We start from the raw sequence: 14,928 nt of genomic DNA on the forward strand, positions 1-14,928 counted from the left end.
CAGCCGCGGAATCGCTCCTTCGTCGCATCTCCGCGGCGCCTGACCGGCGGCCCGGCCGCGGACCGGCCACTTCGTGGCCGCCGCTCCCTAGGGGTCGCGGGTGGTGGGTGGGAGTGCGGTCATGGCGGATTTGGGGTGCGCGGTGTGGCTGGGGGTGGGGGTGATGGTGGATCTGGGGTGCGCGGTGTGGCTGGGGAAAGCGGTCATGGTGGGCCTGGGGTGCGCGGCGTGGCTGGGGGTAGCGGTCATGGTGGGCCTGGGGTGCGCGGTGTGGCGGGGGTGCGGTGGAGCTGCGGTCTTCGCGGTGTGCGCAGACGAGAGGCAGTTGAGTTCGCGGATGACGTGCTGGATTCGCGGGGTGGCGAACAGCTGTCAGCGGTTGCGGCCGTAGCGGTCCGCTAGGCGGGCTTCTGTGGAGGGTTGGGTGGGGGTGGGGGTGTCTACGGTGGGCGTGGGGTTCGTCGGGGTAGACGGTTGGGCGCGGTCTCGGCGGCGGGCTTTGAGCTCGGCTACGACGAAATAGCCGAGGCCGAGGGGGGCCATCAGGCCGAAGGCGAGCCATTGGAGGCCGTAGGAGAGGTAGGGGCCCGCGTCCAGTTGGGGCAGGGGGGTCGGGGTGAAGGCGCCTGGCTGGTCGGCGGCCAGCTGGAGGTAGCCGCCCTTGTCGGTGCCGGTCGGAACGGGGGTGAGGGGGGTGCCGAGGACGGCGGATTCCTGGGTGGTGTCGACCGTGTACACCTGGCGGAAGCCGTCCTGGGTGCTGGGCGTTTTGTCGGGGACCACGCCCTCGGAGGCTCGGACTCGGGCTTCGATGCGTTGCGGGCCCGCGGGCGGGTCGGCGATCGCGGGTGGGCGGGTGCCGTCGACGGAGGCGACCAGGCCGCGGTCGACCAGGAGGGTGCGGCCGTCGTCGAGGCGGAAGGCGGCGAGGACGGCGTAGCCGGGGGCGCCGTCGAGGTGGCGAAGGCGGACCAGGACGGTCGACTCGGGGACGAAGGCGCCGGTCGCGGTGACCTTGCGCCACTCGGTGTGGGTGCCGGAGTCGCCGTCGAGGACATCGGTGACGGCCACGGGGTCGGCCTGCACAGAGTCGGCGATCAGCTGGTTGCGGTGTTCGGTGCTGTTGTTCTTGCCGAGCTGCCACGGCGCCAGCACGGTGAAGCACAGGTAGGCGAACGCGGCGACGATCACCGCGAGGATCAGCCAGCTGGGACGCAGCAGAAAGGTGAGTTTGCGCATCAGAGCTGCACGTCGGCGGGGTTGCGCGCGTCGAGTTCGGCGTGGACCCAGTCGAGCAGGCCGGGGATGGCGGCCTCGATCTGGTCGCGGACGAGGTCGAAATCGGACTGGTCGCCGTAGTACGGGTCCGGCACATCGCGGCCGTCGGCCGCGGGGTCGAAGCTGCGCAGCAGCCTGCGCTGCTCGGTGGGGACGCCGCGGTGCGCGAGTTCGCGATCGTGGCCGGTGTCCAAGGCGATGATCAGGTCGGCGTCACTGTGCTCGGGACCGAAGGTCGCCGCGGTGTGCTCGGTCGGGTATCCGGCGCGGCGCAGGGTCGCCTCGGTACGCGGGTCGGCCGCGTCGCCGACATGCCACGAACCGGTGCCCGCGCTGCTCACCCGCACGCGGTTCGCGAGACCCGCTCGGTAGAGGTGCGCCTCGAACATCTTCGCGGCCATCGGTGACCGGCAGATATTGCCTGTGCAAATGAACGAGACATGTAGTGGACCCACGAGAGCCATTCTCGCCCGTGGCGCCGAATCGCCGCCACGTAGGGTGTGCAGTTGTGCTCGAGGACTCCGTCGACCCCGCGATGTTGCGCCACCACGGCGACGTGGAGGCGCGCCCGGGCATGCTCGATTTCGCCGTGAACGTCCAGGGCGTCGCCCCACCCGACTGGCTGCGCGATCGCCTGGCCGCCCGCCTGGCCGACCTCGGCCGCTACCCGAGCGCCGACGACGAGCACGCCGCCCGCGCCGCCGTCGCCGCCCGCCACGGTCGCTCCCCCGACGAGGTGCTGTTGCTGGCAGGCGCCGCCGAGGGCTTCGCGATGCTGCCGCGCCTGGCCCCGCGCCTCGCCGCCGTCATCCACCCGTCCTTCACCGAACCGGAACTGGCACTGCGCGAGGCGGACATCCCGGTCACCAGGGTGATCCTGCAACGCCCGTACACCCTCGACCCCACCCTGGTCCCCGGACACGCAGACCTCGTCGTCCTGGGTAACCCCACCAACCCCACCTCGGTCCTGCATTCCGCGCAGACGATTCAGGCGCTGCGCCGCCCAGGTCGGACCATCGTGGTCGACGAAGCCTTCACCGACGCGGTCGTCGGTCGGCGCGCGCCCTCCGGCATCGCGGACGAGCGCACCTCCCGCGCGTCGCCGTTCGGGGTGGCCGGCGTCGATGACGATCCCGCATCGGACGGCCATCTGCTCGGCGACGTCGTTTCCGGTGAGGCGGAGTCGCTGGCGGGTCTGTCGGCCCCCGACGTCATCGTGTTGCGCAGCCTCACCAAGACCTGGGCACTGGCCGGTCTGCGCTGCGGCTACGCCCTCGGCGCTCCCGAGGTCCTGGCCCGTCTGGCCCATGGCCGCCCGCACTGGCCACTCGGTACCCTCCAACTCGAGGCGATCATCGCGACGGCCGAACCCGCCGCCGTCGCGGAGTCCCAGCGCTACGCCGCCCGCATCGCTGTCGACCGCACCGCGATGATCGACCGTCTCACCGCGCTCGGCCTCGACGTCCACACCCCGGCCACCGGACCGTTCCTCCTGCTCCGCGCCCGCGATGGCGCGCTCCTGCGTAAACGTCTCGCCGACCGCGGCGTCGCCGTTCGCCGCGCCGACACGTTCCCCGGCTTGGGGCCCGACCACCTCCGTGTCGCTGTGCGAGGTGCAGCCGAAGTCGACGGGTTGATCGATGCGCTGAACGCGGCACTGTGGTGAATCGGGCACATCGACGCGGACGCGCGCAGAGCGGAACAGCAGACTCGGCGCGCGTGGACACCACGACGAATATTCCCACGCAACGAAGGAGGCGGCGGTGACCGACCTGGCCGAACTGATCGGGGTACTCGACGCGGCGTACCCGCCGCGACTGGCCGAATCGTGGGACTCGGTGGGGCTCGTCTGCGGTGACCCCGCGCAGGAGGTCACCAAGGTGGTCTTCGCCGTCGACGCGACCGCCGCTGTGGTCGACGAGGCAATCGGCTGGGGCGCACAGGCTTTGGTCGTCCACCATCCGCTACTGCTGCGCGGGGTCGACACCGTCGCCGCCGATACGCCCAAAGGCGCGCTGCTGCACCGGCTGATCCGATCCGGCTGTGCCCTGTTCTCCGCCCACACCAATGCCGACTCCGCCGACCCCGGCGTCTCCGACGCGCTGGCCGCGGCCGTCGGCCTCACTATCACCGGACCCCTGGATCCCAAACCCATCGCCGCCGTGGACAAGTGGGTCATCCAGGTGCCGCAGACCCACACGGCTTCCTTGATGTCGGCCCTGTTCACCGCGGGCGCGGGCGCGATCGGCGATTACCGCGAGGCCGCCTGGTACACCGCGGGTACCGGCCAATTCCTGCCCATCGCGGGCGCCGACCCGGCGATCGGCGCGATCGGCACGGTCGAGATCGTCACCGAGGACGCTGTCGAAGTGGTCGCGCCCCCGACCTCGCGTCTCGCCGTTCTCGCCGCCCTGCGCGCCGCCCACCCGTACGAGGAGCCCGCCTACCACGTCACCGAACGCGCACCCCTGCCGTCCTCGCTCGGCATCGGCCGCATCGGCGAACTCGCACAGCCCGAAACCCTGCGCGAGTTCACCGCACGCGTGGGCGCCGGCCTGCCACGCACCGTCTGGGGCGTGCGCGCGGCGGGCGATCCAGAACGTGTCATTGAACGGGTAGCCGTCTGCGGCGGCGCGGGCGACTCCTACCTCGACAGGGCCATCCGCGCCGGCGTCGACGCCTACCTCACCTCCGACCTGCGTCACCACCCCGTCGACGAGCACCTGCGGCGCGGCGGCCCCGCCCTCATCGACGCCGCTCATTGGGCCACCGAGTTCCCCTGGTGCGGTCAGGCCGAACAGTTCGTCAACATCGCCCTCCCCGCGGTGCGGACCCGCGTCTGCACGCTGCGCACCGACCCGTGGACGGTCAGCGGCTGATCGGTGTCACCACTGCGCCTGACCGGACCACGATCGGGCGAAGTCGGGATGTGCGCGCACGGTGACCGAGCTCGCGTCCGGTGCCAGGGTCGCTTCGAGGTAGCGGTCGGTGCGTACGAACACCGCGGGACCGAGCAGCACCGCGAGAAAGACGAGCCCGACTCCGGCCGCGCACAGGATCCACGCGAACGCGGACGGACGGGCCATCATCAGCGCCCCGCCGACGAACAACGGCACCAGGCTGCTCACGTAGTAGGCGATCAGCTTCTTGATGCGCGCATCCGCCCGCGCCGCGCATCGCTCACATTCGGGCCACCGCGCCTTGACGATCGCGAGCGGCTCGTTGCAATCGACCACGAGCGCGCCGAGGGCACTCTTGGGCCGCTCCCACAGCAGCCGCCCGACACCTTCCTGGCGGTAGGCGCCCGGCTTGCCCCAGAACCGCAGGATCTGCTCCTTCGGCTCGATCGCGTCCTGCCCGTGCACGAGACACACCGGGGGTAACGGGGTCGCCAATGTCAGCTGAAGCTGGCGTGGTTCGGCGTGGGAGTCGAAGATGTGCGGGCGCAGCGGCAGTGCCAGGTCAATTCTCGGGTTCGATGTGGTCACACTTGCTTGGACGCGGCCGGGACGCGTTCGGTTCCCGCCTTCGGCCATCTCTTCGGGTCATGGCGTGATCACACCCGGCGGCGCGGTACGGTTGATCGATCCATCCGTCCACTGTGTTCAGGAGTTCGTGCGCGTTGAATGTCGAACCGTCGGTCCAGACCAAGCTGTTGCAGCTCGCAGGAGTCGATGCCGAGTTGACGCGCATCGCCCACCGCCGTTCCGCCCTGCCGGAACAGCAGGAAGTGACACGTCTGGCGGCCGAACGTCACGGCTACAAGGACGCGGCCGTGGCGGTGGAGATCGGCATCGACGATCTGGACCGCGACATCCGCAAGCTGGAGGGCGAGGTCGACGCCGTCCGCAAGCGTGAGGACCGCGACCGCGGCATGCTCACCTCGGGCACCGTCGCCGCCAAGCAGCTCTCCGAGATCCAGCACGAACTGGGCAGCCTGGAGCGTCGCCGCTCGGTGCTCGAGGACGAGCTGCTGACCGTGATGGAGCAGCGCGAGGCGATGCTCGCCGACCACGACCACGCCGGTGCGCGGCTGAGCAAGGCCGACCAGGACCTCGAGGACGCCGAACGTCTGCGCGACGAGGCGATGGCCGATCTCGAAGTGGCGCAGCAGCGCTGCGAGAAGGACCGCTCCGAGCTGATCGGCCTGTTCCCCGCCGACCTGATCGCCGTCTACGACAAGCAGCGCGCGGCGCACGGTGTCGGTGCGGCCCTGCTGCAGGCCCGTCGCTGCGGCGCCTGCCGGATCGAGATCGACCGCGGCGAGATGCAGCGCATCGCCCAGGCCGCGCCCGACGCGGTCCTGCGCTGCCCGGAATGCAGCGCGATCATGGTGCGCACCAAGGAATCGGGGCTGTGATCGCGGCGGTGCGCCGATGAGCCAGGTGATCGTCGAAGCCGACGGTGGCTCGCGCGGGAATCCCGGCCCGGCCGGCTACGGCGCGGTGGTGTTCGCCGCCGATCACGTGCGGGTGCTCGCCGAACGCAAGGAGTACATCGGCGTCGCCACCAACAACGTGGCCGAATACCGTGGTCTCATCGCGGGTTTGGCGGCCTCGGCCGAGCTGGGCGCCCACGTCGTCACGGTGCGGATGGACTCCAAACTCGTCGTCGAGCAGATGTCGGGACGCTGGAAGATCAAGCACGCCTCGATGATTCCGCTCGCCGAGCAGGCACGGGCACTGGTCGCCGGATTCGATCGGGTGAGCTTCACCTGGATTCCGCGCGCCGAGAACTCGCACGCCGACCGGCTCGCGAACGAGGCGATGGACGACGGTGAACTCACCGGAACCGTGCGGGAAGCCGTCGCGGCCGGACATGCCGCAGGTGACGAAGTCGACGTGCCGAAATCTGTTGACGCGAACAAGGTTTCGCCCGGCTGGACCGGCGCCGTCGGCAAGCCCACCCGCCTGCTGCTGCTGCGCCACGGCCAGACCGCGCTGTCGGTGGAGCGCCGCTACTCCGGCCGCGGCAACCCGCCGCTGACCGACCTGGGTCACGAGCAGGTCGACCGCGCCGCGAAAATGCTTGCCGCCAAAGGCGATATCGCCGCCGTGGTGAGCTCCCCGTTGCAGCGCGCCCGGTCCACCGCCGAAGCCGCGGCATCAGCCCTCGGCGTGCCGTTGCGCATCCTCGACGGCCTCACCGAGACCGATTTCGGCGACTGGGAGGGTCTCACCTTCGCCGAGGCCGCCGAGCGCGACCCGTTGCTGCACCGCGACTGGCTCGGCGACCCGTCGATCCCCGCACCCGGCGGCGAGAGTTTCGATCAGGTCCGCGAACGCGTCGAAGGGGTGCGCCGCGATCTGGTGGCGCTGTACCCGGGCCAGAACGTGGTGGTGGTCAGCCACGTGACCCCGATCAAAACCCTGCTGCAACTGGCGCTGGGGGTGGGGCCGTCGCTGCTGTACCGCCTGCACCTCGACCTCGCGTCGTTGTGCGTGGCCGAGTTCTATCCCGACGGCGGCGCCTCGGTGCGCCTGGTCAACGACACCTCGTACCTGTGAGCTAGCCGCTCGTCACCCGGGCACGGTACGGTCGCCCCGGCGCACGGTCGGCGTAACGACGACGCCGCATCGCCCGAAATATTCTCGGGCGCGCGGAATGCCGCGGCCACACAGGAAAGGTACTTGATGAGGTTTCTACGGATGGCGGCGTTTGCGGCGGCCATCGCGGGGGTGCTCACCGCGTCCGCGGGTGCGGGCAGTGTGACGGCCGATCCGAGCGTGGTGCTCGGCGCGGCTTCGGGCATCGTCTTCGACAACAACTCCGGTTGTTCGCTCACGGCCATCGGCCACGACGGTGCGGGTCGCCTCGTCGGCCTCACCGCCGGACACTGCGCGCCGACCGGTTCGCGCGTCGGCGCCGAGCAGGCGCTCAAGGCAGGTGTGATCGGGACCGTCGCGTACTCCGACGACGGTGATTACCTGGATTTCGCTGTGCTGCAACTGGATGCGTCGAAGGTACTGCCGGTGCGCACCATCGGCCAGACCACCGTCGCCGGTATCGGCGCCTCGCCCGGCCCCGGCGCCACGGTGTGCTCGGACGGCCGTACCAGCGGTCGCAGCTGTGGCGTGGTGTGGGGTGAGCTCGAAGGCACCTCCATCAACCAGTACTGCTCGCAGCCGGGCGATTCCGGCGGCCCCGTCGTCGTCGGCGACCGCCTCGTCGGCATGAACCAGGGCCGTCTCACCGGCCTGGGCCCGGTCGATTTCGACGTCCCGTGCACCGGTGGCGCGAACCCGATCCACTCGCCCGCGTACTTCCAGCCCATCCAGGTGATCCTGGATGTGCTCAACCGCGCAGGCGGCGTAGGCGCGGGCTTCCAGCCCATCTGATCTACTCACGAAAACAAGGGGCGCAGTACCGATCAGGTGCTGCGCCCCTTGTCGTGGTCGATCACCCGGGTGACTGTGCGTCGCCCATCGCCCGCAGCGCTGTGGCGGTGGCGTCGTCGAGGGGATCAGTGCCAGGTCGAGCTGGCTGGGCTTGCGCCGCTGCCGCCACTCGCGCATCAACGGGCCGATCCGGGCGCTCGTCGTCGTCACCCGCCCAGCGTATCGGCCCGGCTCGAGGCAAAGCCATGACCTCCGAGGTCATTGCCACGCTGATGTCGTCGTGCGATCAGCCGGGGCCGAGGCCGCGCTCGTGCATGAGCAGCAGGCCGTAGGCGGCTACCGCGTGGGCGTCGATGATCTCGCCACGCAGGATCATCGCCTCGACCTGCGAGCGGGAGAACCAGGCCGTGCGCATGTCCTGCTCCTCGTGTTCGCGGTCCGGCTCGCCGGGGGTGAGGCCGGTGGCCAGGAAGCAGTGGCCGCGCTGGTCGGTCAGTGCGGGTGCGGTGGCCAAGGCGCCGAGCGGGGTCATGTGGTCGGCGCGCAGCCCGGTTTCCTCGCGCAATTCGTTGTGCGCCAGCTCGATCGGTGTGGGAGTGGTCCCCTGTGCCGGGGTGCCCGCGGGGAACTCCCAGCACCGTATGCCCAGCGGGTAGCGGAACTGCTCGACGAGATGGAATCCCGTGCCGTCGAACGGGATCACCAGCGCCCAGTCGACCTTGTCGAGGACGCCGTAGATCCCCACCGATCCGTCGGCCCGCCGAACAGTGTCCTCCCGCAGCCGCATCCACGGGTTGGTGTAAATCGTGCGCGAGCTGATCTGTTCCATCACCCCATGGTGCCCCACGGGCCCGGAGTATCCGGGCAGTTCAGGGGCGAAGGACCGACACCAGGAAATCGGTCTGGTCGCGTACTACCTGCTCGAAGACATCGTCGAAGTACACGTCGAAGTGGCCGACCGGATACTGCTTGACCACAGCGTGTTTGGTGCGTTCGGCGGCCTTGCGGGTCGGGCCGGCGGGGGCGATCGAGTCGTTCTCGGCGATCGCGTAGAAGACGGGGACCTTCAAGGACTTGGCGCGGCGTCCGGGGGAGTCGAACAGTGTCGAGAACGCCACGCGGGCACCCACTTTGGGATCGTAGGTGTCGCTCTCCTCGGCCAGTCGGCCGTAGCCTTCCGGCACGTCGGTGGCGCTCATCAACGCCGCGGAGCGTTTGCGCCCGGCCAGGCGGATGCGGACGGGTTTGCGGCGGAGCGGCCCGAAGAGCAGGTCGGTGGCGGCGATGGTGGCGACCTTGGTCAGGCTGATCGGCCCCTTCGCCATCCCCGACGCCCACCCGCTGGTGAACGGCACCTGGGCCACCACCGCGGCGAGATAATCGTCGTCGGGCGCCACCGCGAGCACATGTCCCCCGCCGAACGAGGTGCCCCACAACGCGATCCGAGTGGCGTCGAAGCCCCGGATGCTGCGCGCGTAGGCGATTGCGGCCTTCCAGTCCTGCCGCTGCCGCGCGATGTTGAGCACCTGGCGCGGCGAACCCTCACTGGCACCGAAATTCCGGTAGTCGAACGCGAGCACCCCCATTCCCGCGGCGACGAACCGCCGCGCATACCGATCCAACCCCATCTCGCGGGTGGCCCCGAGCCCGTGTCCCATGATCACCAACGGCCGCGGACGAGGCGCGCCGTCGGGCAGGTAGAGCCACGCGGCGCACTGCTGGTCACCCGAAGGGAAACTGACGTCGACACGTTCCATGAGTCAATACCGTAGCGAGTACTCTGTACCGGCGGGCGAGTCGGCCGGGCGACCGCGGTAACGGGAACGGGCACGAACAGTGCCGCTGCCCGGTGCCGAGGAAAGTCCGGACTCCACAGAGCAGGGCGGTTGTTAACGGCAACCCGGGGTGACCCGCGGGACAGTGCCACAGAAAACAAACCGCCGCACGCACGTGCGGTAAGGGTGAAACGGTGCGGTAAGAGCGCACCAGCGCCCCGGGTGACCGGGGCGGCTAGGTAAACCCCGCCCGGAGCAAGGTCGAAGGTCGCATCGGCAACGGTGCGGCTGCGCAGGTGTTCGAGGGCTGCTCGCCCGAGCCTGCGGGTGGACCGCTCGAGGCACCCGGCAACGGTGTGTCCAGATGGATGGTCGCCCCCCGATGCGAATCGGGGACAGGATCCGGCTTACAGGCCGGCTCGCCCGCCCAGGCAACGCGAAGGCGGCGGCTCCCACCGGGAGCCGCCGCCTCGCTCGGCCGCACAGCGGCTCAGCACATCAGTGTGGACATCTGGTAGACGGCCGTGGCCTCTTCGGTGGTCGCGTCGGTGTCGCCGTTCTTGGCCGCCTTCTTGATCGTGGCGATCGTGTCGGCCTCGGACTTGCCCGCCTTGATCTCGGAGCAGGAATGGTTCAGCACCGCGGCCACGGCGGCGTCGTCGCGCCCCTGCGCCAGCTTCGGGAAGGCGTTGCGGTAGCTCACCACGAACATCCCCGCCTTGCTGGCTTCGACCTGGAAGGAAGGCGCGGGCGTGGTGGACGCGGCGGGGGAACCGGCAGAGGAAGAGTCATCGCTGCAGCCGGCCAGAAGCAGGGCGAAGACGGTGGCGCTGGCCGCGATGGCGGCGGTAGTTCTACTCACGCAGCGGGATGCTAGCCGCCCAGGAAACACGCCGCTTCCCGTGTGGTTAACGGGAAGCGACATGTTCCGGATCGAAGCGGTGAGCTACCCCGGGTTGATCGCCAGCAGGTGTGCCCAATAGCTGGCCGCGTCCGGTCCGAGGATCGGCGACAGGTAATCGAAAATCAGCCACGACATACGTTCGCAAACTCCCATTTATCGACGTGAGTGCCGCACAACCCGGCAGCTGCCGAGTGCGCCGCCGCCACAGTAACAATTGCCCGGAATGTCTCGGCGATCGTGTGTCGAGACAGGGAAAATGCGCTGGAACTCGCCGGGAACGTGAGCGAGGTCATAGAGTGATCGCCGTCGGCAGGGCTCGCTGCCACTTCCGCGAGCCCAACACATTCGATCGCGGAAGCAGGTCACATTTACATGCGGGTAGTTCGTTCCATTGTCGCCGGTGCACTGATCGCCGGAGCCACTGCGGTTTTCGCAACGCTTGGTGCCGGTTCGGCGAGCGCGGTCGCGGTGACCCCGCTCAACGGTGGGGTTCAGGTCGACCTCAGCCCGGGTGATACCGCCTGGGTGCACCAGTCCCGATTCGGCCTGACCGTGGCCGGTCTGCCGCACCCGTCGGCGGCCTCGTTCGGTCAGGCGCTCGACGCGGCCGCGACCGTGTCCTCCGCCGTGCCCAACGGCCGGGTCACTTTCACGGTGTACGGCCCGCTCGATCAGCTCAACGGCACCATGCTCGCACTGCAGTAGGAAATCGCTACTCTGCGAGAATGGAACTCCATCAGCGGATCGTCTCGGCGCCGGTCGACTTCGGCGCCATCCGTTCCGAATTCGGACTGGCCTCGGACTATCCGGCCGAGGCCGTCTCCGACGCCCGCGACGCGGTGGACGCGTTCGCGGGCACTCGGGTCGATCGGACCGATATCGAGTTCGTGACCATCGACCCGCCCAGCGCGCTGGATCTGGACCAGGCGCTGCATATCGAACGCACTCCCACCGGCTTCACCCTGCACTACGCGATCGCGGATCTCGGTGCGGTGATCGTGCCGGGCAGTGGGCTGGCCACGGAGGCCGAAGTGCGGGGGCAGACCTTCTATCTGCCCGACGGTAATGTCGCACTGCATCCGACCGTGCTGTCCGAGGGCACCGCGAGTCTGCTGCCCGGCGTCGACCGGCCTGCCGTGTTGTGGACCATAGAACTCGACAATGATGCTGTGCCACTGAGCTTTTCGGTGAAGCGCGCACTGGTGCGCTCCCGGGAGCGGTTCGACTACGCACAGGTCCAGGCTGCCGCTGACGCCGATACTCTGCCGACGTCGCTGACCGCGCTGCCCGAATTCGGTCGGCTGCGGATCGAGGCGGGGTTGGACCGAGGCGCGATCTCGCTGCGGTTGCCCGCGCAGGAAGTGATCCCCGACGGTGACGGCTGGCGCCTGCAGTTGGAGCCCCGGACCGAGGCCGACGACTGGAACGAACAGGTCTCGCTGCTCACCGGCATGTGTGCGGCGCGAATCATGCTGGAGCACAAGGGTGTCGGCTTACTGCGGACGATGCCGCCACCGCCGGAGAGCGCGATCGATTCGATGCGGCGCACGGCGGCGGCATTGGGGGTCGAGTGGCCCGCCGAGGTCCCGGTGGGCCGCATGCTCGCGGGACTCGACGCGAACACCCCCGCCGCGCTGGTGCTGATGTCGGAAGCCACCGGGTTGTTGCGCGGCGCGAGCTACACACTGCTCGCCGAACTCGACGACCCGACCCCGCAACAACTGACGCACAGTGCGATCGGCGCACCGTACGCCCACGTGACGGCGCCACTGCGACGGCTGGCCGACCGGTTCACCACCGAGATCTGCCTGGCCTACGATGCCGGAGCCGACGTGCCGCAATGGGTGACCGACGGTGTGAAGGCCGCCGCCGAGACGATGCGCCGCACCGATGCCGTAGCCAACAAGGTCGATCGCGCCTGCGTCGACCTGACCGAGGCCACCGTCCTCCAGCCTCGGGTAGGCACCGAGTTCGCCGCCGTGGTTTTGCGTGATGCCAACGGGTCCCGGCCCGCGGAGATCTTTGTCAGTGAACCGCCGATCCTCGCGCGGTGTGCGGGACAGCCGCCGGAAGGGGAGAAGGTCGCGGTGCGGTTGGCTGTCGCTGATCCGGGAACTCGGACTATCGGGTTCGAATACGACGGGCCGCGTCGATAGTGACGACTGTCAGTTCGCCGCGGAGATGAATGCGGCGGCCGCCGGGTAGTGGGCGATGGCTCGGCCCGCGGCTGCTTCCTCGGTGTCGGCGAGGAGTTCGTAGATGGTTGCCGCGGTCGAGTGGGTACCTGCTGCCACCACCAGGATCGCTTCGCGGGATTCGACGGCGTCGCGGTGGTCGCCGAGGACGGATTGCAGGCGCTTGGCCCGGGTGCCCAGGTCGGTGGCGTCGGGGCCGAGGACCGTCGCGGCGGCTTCGCAGGAATAGCGTAAGCGCTTGGCGCCCTTGCGGATGTCGTGGAGCAGTTCTACGCGGTCCGCCGGGGTGGCGGTGGGCTCGGCGAAGACGAGTGTGCGCAGGCGTTTGCGGTCGCGGCGCAGGACCTTGCCGAAGACGTCGGTCGCGTTGTCGTGGGCGAGTTCGGGGGCGAGCGGGGGATCGGTGCGCCAGGTTTTGAGGACTTTGCGCAGGCGGCGGTAGCGCTTGCCGTCCATCGCGCTCAGTACCTCCGTGTGAGCAGCGGTGTAGGCCGCACGGGAGGCCCCGACCAGGGCATCGGTGACCTCGGCGGGGACTCGGTCGTAACCGGTCAGCAGATCGATGAACCGTTCGGCGCGGACTTCGGCGTCGCGGGCCACGCCGAGCAGGTCGGCGAGCCACTTCAGTTCCGCTTCGGTGCCGGCGGCTTCCTCGGCGTCGAACAGCTTGCGATAGGAACGCAGGACACTGCGGAGCCTGCGCGTGGCCACCCGCATCTGGTGGACCGAATCGTCGGCGTCGGCGCGCACATCGGGTTCGGCGTCGAAGAGCCGGTCGATGTCCTCGCGTAGCGCCGCGACGACGGCTTCTCCGGCCTCGGTCGCCATGGTGTCAGCCTCGCTTTCCGAACGTGTCGGTCGCCTCCACCAGCTGGGCGGTGATGCCGGGCTCGTGCGCGGTGTGCCCGGCGTCCTCGACGATGTGCAGCGTCGAGGACGGCCACGCGTTGTGCAGATCCCATGCGCTCACCGCGGGGCACACGATGTCGTGGCGGCCCTGCACGATCACGCCGGGGATGTCGGCGATCCGATCTATGTCTCGCAGCAACTGTCCCTCCTCGAGGAATCCGCCGTGGCGAAAATAGTGGTTTTCGATCCGGGCGAACGCGAGAGCGAAGCGTGCTTCGGCGGTTTCGGCGACCCGATCCGGTTGCGGGAGCAGGGAACTCGTCGCGCCTTCCCATGTCGACCAGGCGACCGCGGCATCGAGCGCGACCTGCGGATCGGGGGAGTGCAGCAGCCGGTGATACACCTCGACAAGGTCGTCCCCGCGTTCCTCGACGGGGACCGGCGCCAGGAATCTCGCCCACTCGGCGGGGTAGACGTTGCCCGCGGCGCCGTTGTAGTACCAGTCGATTTCCTTGCGCCGCAACAAGAAGATGCCACGCAACACCAGTTCGGTCACCCGCTCGGGGTGGGCCTGCGCATAGGCCAGGCCCAGGGTCGACCCCCACGAACCGCCGAACACCTGCCAGCGCTCGATCCCCAGATGGTCGCGCAGCAACTCCATGTCGGCGATCAGATTCGGCGTGGTGTTGGTGTCCAGGGGAGCACCATCGGCGATGTGCGGCATGGACTTTCCGCATCCACGCTGATCGAACAGCACGATCTTGTACACGGCCGGGTCGAAGAAGCGCCGTTGCAGGGGCCCGGTACCGCCGCCGGGTCCGCCGTGCACGAACACCACGGGCTTGCCGTCGGGATCACCGCTGACCTCCCAGTACACCGACTGGCCGTCGCCGACATCGATCAGGCCCTGCTCGAACGGTTCGATCTCAGGGTAGAGACCGCGCATCAGAACGCCAATCCCGCAGCGAGGGAAGGCAATTCGAGAGCGGTGAGCGCCTCGGTCCGCACCTCGGGGCAGCTCTCGGTGGTCACCCGGTCGATCATCGCCTTGTCGGCGAGAACGTGCCCGTTGATGCCGCCGTTGCGGAAGCCCCAGTCGTGCACCATGGCGTTGAGCGAGATCCGCCCGAGCGTCGGGCCCTGTACCCGGAAGTTCGACAGTTCGGGCCGGATCATGTCGCACAGTTGCGCGGCGGAGGAGGGGCTGATCGTCAACGTCCCGGCCGGCGCGGTGGTCGTCGGCGCGGCCGAGGTGGTGGTGCCCGCACTGCCGGTCGAGGCCGGTGGCGTACCCCCGCAGGCGGTCAGGGTCGCGGCGGTGAGCGCGCCCGCGATCAACAGCACGGAACGGGAAATCCAACGGCGTTGCGGCATCGGTACCTCTGCTAGTCGAACAGTGTCGCCATCGAGTCTGCCAGTTTGTGATGTGGTGCGTCGGGTCCGACGGGCGGGTTGGATCTGATGTTCGGTAGTCCCAGAACGGTTTGACGCTGTGTTTGTAGGCGCGCTGGCGCGCGCGTGTCCGCGGCCCTGAGGGGCCGCCGGTCAGGCACCGGGGCTTGCTCCTTCGTCGCCTACGCCCCGGCGCC

General features: G+C 69.3%; 17 protein-coding genes and 1 other RNA gene. 8 read left to right on the forward strand and 10 right to left on the reverse strand.

What is annotated here, in order from left to right; genetic code table 11:
- Positions 1-87 precede the first annotated feature (87 nt).
- The 3 genes from ACWFRF_RS34620 to ACWFRF_RS34630 form a co-directional block, all read right to left on the reverse strand.
- Positions 88-249 (reverse strand): hypothetical protein, encoded by a 162-nt coding sequence (locus tag ACWFRF_RS34620; RefSeq protein ID WP_452454328.1) that lies wholly within the window; start codon positions 247-249, stop codon positions 88-90.
- Positions 250-372: 123 nt separating this feature from the next.
- Positions 373-1,239: an SURF1 family cytochrome oxidase biogenesis protein gene (locus ACWFRF_RS34625; protein ID WP_452454330.1), complete on the reverse strand. Its 867-nt coding sequence runs from the start codon at positions 1,237-1,239 to the stop codon at positions 373-375.
- Entirely contained in the window at positions 1,239-1,742 is a 504-nt protein-coding gene (locus ACWFRF_RS34630) for a low molecular weight protein-tyrosine-phosphatase (RefSeq protein ID WP_378639435.1), read from the reverse strand. The genes ACWFRF_RS34625 and ACWFRF_RS34630 overlap by 1 nt, the downstream gene beginning before the upstream one ends.
- A 44-nt stretch (positions 1,743-1,786) precedes the next feature.
- Here ACWFRF_RS34630 and cobC point away from each other — a divergent pair, with 44 nt between their 5' ends.
- Complete coding sequence (gene cobC, locus ACWFRF_RS34635; RefSeq protein ID WP_452454332.1) at positions 1,787-2,944, forward strand: Rv2231c family pyridoxal phosphate-dependent protein CobC; 1,158 nt, start codon at positions 1,787-1,789, stop codon at positions 2,942-2,944.
- Positions 2,945-3,041: 97 nt separating this feature from the next.
- Positions 3,042-4,157 (forward strand): Nif3-like dinuclear metal center hexameric protein, encoded by a 1,116-nt coding sequence (locus ACWFRF_RS34640; protein ID WP_452454334.1) that lies wholly within the window; start codon positions 3,042-3,044, stop codon positions 4,155-4,157.
- A 6-nt stretch (positions 4,158-4,163) separates the two neighbouring features.
- On the opposite strand, the gene ACWFRF_RS34645 is transcribed toward ACWFRF_RS34640, so the two are convergent.
- On the reverse strand, positions 4,164-4,766 hold the full coding sequence (locus tag ACWFRF_RS34645; protein WP_449972678.1) for a hypothetical protein: 603 nt from the start codon (positions 4,764-4,766) through the stop codon (positions 4,164-4,166).
- Positions 4,767-4,900: 134 nt separating this feature from the next.
- On the opposite strand from ACWFRF_RS34645, the gene ACWFRF_RS34650 reads away from it, so the two are divergent.
- From ACWFRF_RS34650 to ACWFRF_RS34660, 3 genes are all read left to right on the forward strand, one after another.
- Positions 4,901-5,638: a zinc ribbon domain-containing protein gene (locus ACWFRF_RS34650; RefSeq protein ID WP_378639441.1), complete on the forward strand. Its 738-nt coding sequence runs from the start codon at positions 4,901-4,903 to the stop codon at positions 5,636-5,638.
- A 16-nt stretch (positions 5,639-5,654) separates the two neighbouring features.
- Positions 5,655-6,785 carry a bifunctional RNase H/acid phosphatase gene (locus ACWFRF_RS34655; RefSeq protein WP_452454336.1) on the forward strand — a complete coding sequence of 377 codons (1,131 nt, stop codon included), beginning with the start codon at positions 5,655-5,657 and terminating at the stop codon, positions 6,783-6,785.
- A gap of 141 nt (positions 6,786-6,926) precedes the next feature.
- Positions 6,927-7,616, forward strand: coding sequence for a S1 family peptidase (locus ACWFRF_RS34660; protein WP_378639444.1), 690 nt, complete (start codon positions 6,927-6,929; stop codon positions 7,614-7,616).
- Between the two features lie 286 nt (positions 7,617-7,902).
- Here ACWFRF_RS34660 and ACWFRF_RS34665 read toward each other — a convergent pair whose 3' ends face one another.
- Both ACWFRF_RS34665 and ACWFRF_RS34670 read right to left on the reverse strand, forming a co-directional pair.
- Entirely contained in the window at positions 7,903-8,445 is a 543-nt protein-coding gene (locus ACWFRF_RS34665) for an NUDIX domain-containing protein (RefSeq protein ID WP_378997004.1), read from the reverse strand.
- Positions 8,446-8,485: 40 nt separating this feature from the next.
- Positions 8,486-9,373 carry an alpha/beta hydrolase gene (locus ACWFRF_RS34670; RefSeq protein WP_452454338.1) on the reverse strand — a complete coding sequence of 296 codons (888 nt, stop codon included), beginning with the start codon at positions 9,371-9,373 and terminating at the stop codon, positions 8,486-8,488.
- A gap of 36 nt (positions 9,374-9,409) precedes the next feature.
- On the opposite strand from ACWFRF_RS34670, the gene rnpB reads away from it, so the two are divergent.
- Positions 9,410-9,817: RNase P RNA component class A (gene rnpB / locus ACWFRF_RS34675), an RNA gene on the forward strand.
- A 64-nt stretch (positions 9,818-9,881) separates the two neighbouring features.
- Here the strand turns inward: rnpB and ACWFRF_RS34680 are convergent.
- On the reverse strand, positions 9,882-10,253 hold the full coding sequence (locus ACWFRF_RS34680) for a hypothetical protein (RefSeq protein ID WP_449972685.1): 372 nt from the start codon (positions 10,251-10,253) through the stop codon (positions 9,882-9,884).
- Positions 10,254-10,667: 414 nt separating this feature from the next.
- On the opposite strand from ACWFRF_RS34680, the gene ACWFRF_RS34685 reads away from it, so the two are divergent.
- Both ACWFRF_RS34685 and ACWFRF_RS34690 read left to right on the forward strand, forming a co-directional pair.
- A complete protein-coding gene (locus ACWFRF_RS34685; protein ID WP_378996997.1) occupies positions 10,668-11,000 on the forward strand; it encodes a hypothetical protein in 333 nt (110 codons plus the stop codon).
- A gap of 20 nt (positions 11,001-11,020) precedes the next feature.
- Positions 11,021-12,451: an RNB domain-containing ribonuclease gene (locus tag ACWFRF_RS34690; RefSeq protein WP_452454339.1), complete on the forward strand. Its 1,431-nt coding sequence runs from the start codon at positions 11,021-11,023 to the stop codon at positions 12,449-12,451.
- A gap of 9 nt (positions 12,452-12,460) precedes the next feature.
- On the opposite strand, the gene ACWFRF_RS34695 is transcribed toward ACWFRF_RS34690, so the two are convergent.
- From ACWFRF_RS34695 to ACWFRF_RS34705, 3 genes are read right to left on the reverse strand one after another with little or no spacing between them, the layout of a single operon-like run.
- Entirely contained in the window at positions 12,461-13,318 is an 858-nt protein-coding gene (locus ACWFRF_RS34695) for a CHAD domain-containing protein (protein ID WP_452454341.1), read from the reverse strand.
- A gap of 4 nt (positions 13,319-13,322) precedes the next feature.
- Complete coding sequence (pip, locus tag ACWFRF_RS34700) at positions 13,323-14,285, reverse strand: prolyl aminopeptidase (protein WP_378996989.1); 963 nt, start codon at positions 14,283-14,285, stop codon at positions 13,323-13,325.
- The gene (locus ACWFRF_RS34705; protein WP_378996987.1) at positions 14,285-14,713 is read right to left on the reverse strand and encodes a hypothetical protein; all 429 of its coding nucleotides are present in this window, start codon (positions 14,711-14,713) and stop codon (positions 14,285-14,287) included. Before ACWFRF_RS34705 ends, pip begins: the two co-directional genes overlap by 1 nt.
- Between the last annotated feature and the right edge of the window lie 215 nt (positions 14,714-14,928).

The sequence above is a fragment of the Nocardia sp. NPDC055165 genome (assembly GCF_053606985.1).